This window comes from Mycobacterium sp. (genome assembly GCF_050701675.1).
In the GTDB taxonomy this organism is placed as follows: Bacteria; Actinomycetota; Actinomycetes; order Mycobacteriales; family Mycobacteriaceae; genus Mycobacterium.
On sequence record NZ_JBOGDD010000272.1, the window covers coordinates 1 to 1564 of the forward strand.

Genomic DNA, 1564 nt, shown 5'->3' on the forward strand with positions numbered 1-1564 from the left:
CCACCGACAAGCCGATCGACGACGTCAGATCGGCGCGCCTGGACTGGGGCTACACCAACTTCTACCAATACCAGGGGGCCGACCGCGCCGACTCCGCCGACGACTGGGTCAGCGTCATCGCCGAGGACGTCCCGATCGCAGCGGGTGAGTTCACCGGCGCATCGTCGACGTTCCGCATTCCGTCGTGGGCGCCCGCGTCGTCACCGGCGATCGCCCGCTGGGAATGCCGGCTCACCATCGACCGTGGCAGCAACTCCGCCAATCACGATCGGGACACCCGCGGCGAGTTCACCGTGCTCATCGGCACCGCCGACGTCGAGGCCTACACCGAGCCGCTCGAGGTGGTCTCGGGTGCGGTCGACACCGTCATCGACATCGCGCTGTCGTCGCCGGTGTACCGGGCGGGCGAGACCATCACCGGCCAGGCGACGCTGACACCCACGATGGATCTGCCCGACGGTGACCTCGCGCTGTCGTGGCAGCGCGAGCGCGAATCCCATCCGCTGACCCGCGCGCCGGGTCCCGGCGACCAGCTCGAGGGCCGAATCATTCAGCTCGGCAACCGAATTCCGCTGCGCGCCGGTGCGACCGTGGTCTTGCCGTTCGAGATTCCGCTTCCTGCGGACGCACCCCCAACCGCGGCCGCCGTGCACTCGTCGATCGACTGGTTCGTTCAGGCCCAGTTGACGTATGCCGGTCTCGACGCCAACGCGCTCGAACGGGTGCGCCGCCCGATCATCGTGGTCAACGCTCCCTGACGGTCAGGCCCGCGAGACCGCCGATGCAGCCGCCACCTGCTCGGCCGTCGGACGCACCCCGGTGTAGCGCTCGAACTGCTCGGCTGCCTGCAGCGCGATCACCTCGGCACCGGTGATGACGTCGACGCCCGCGTCGCGTGCGGCCTTGATCAAGGGGGTCTCCGACGGCAGCGCCACGACGTCGAACACGGTCTTGGCGCTGGCGATGGTCGCGTCGTCGAAGGCCTTCTCGGAGGCTTCCGAGCCGCCGGCCATACCGATCGGGGTGACGTTCACGATCACCGCAGCGGTGTGGGAGCCGACCTCGGTGGCATGGTCGTAGCCGAGGCGGCCTGCGAGTGCGCGCCCGCTCCCCTCGTTGCGCGCGACGACGATCCCCGACGTGAAGCCATGGTCGCGAAACGCCGCGCCGACCGCGCTGGCCATCCCGCCGCTGCCTCGGATCAGCACCCGCCCCGCCGGGTCGAGGCCGTGTTCTTCGATGAGCCGCTGCACGGCCAGATAGTCGGTGTTGGACGCGGTGAGGTGACCGTCCTCGTTGACGATGGTGTTGACGGAGTGAATGGCGCGCGCGGAGGCCTCGACCTCGTCGACGAGCGCGAGGACGTCCTCCTTGAACGGCATCGACACCGAACAACCGCGGATGCCCAGCGCACGCACACCGCCGATCGCGGCCGCGATGTCGGTGGTGGTGAAGGCCTTGTAGATGAAGTCGAGGCCGAGTTCGTCGTAGAGGTGGTTGTGAAACCGGGTGCCGATGTTGCTGGGTCGCGCGGCCAGCGAGATGCACAGCCGGGTGTCCTTGT

The 1564-nt window shown here is 68.9% G+C and carries 2 protein-coding genes; one reads left to right on the top strand and one right to left on the bottom strand.

Translation table 11 applies throughout. The features are described 5' to 3' along the window. Positions 1 to 758: hypothetical protein (locus ACRDUX_RS07855; protein WP_526412634.1), on the top strand; the 758-nt coding region annotated here is incomplete at its 5' end. 3 nt (positions 759 to 761) lie between these two features. Here the strand turns inward: ACRDUX_RS07855 and ACRDUX_RS07860 are convergent. Next, positions 762 to 1564: shikimate 5-dehydrogenase (locus ACRDUX_RS07860; protein ID WP_526412636.1), on the bottom strand; the 803-nt coding region annotated here is incomplete at its 5' end.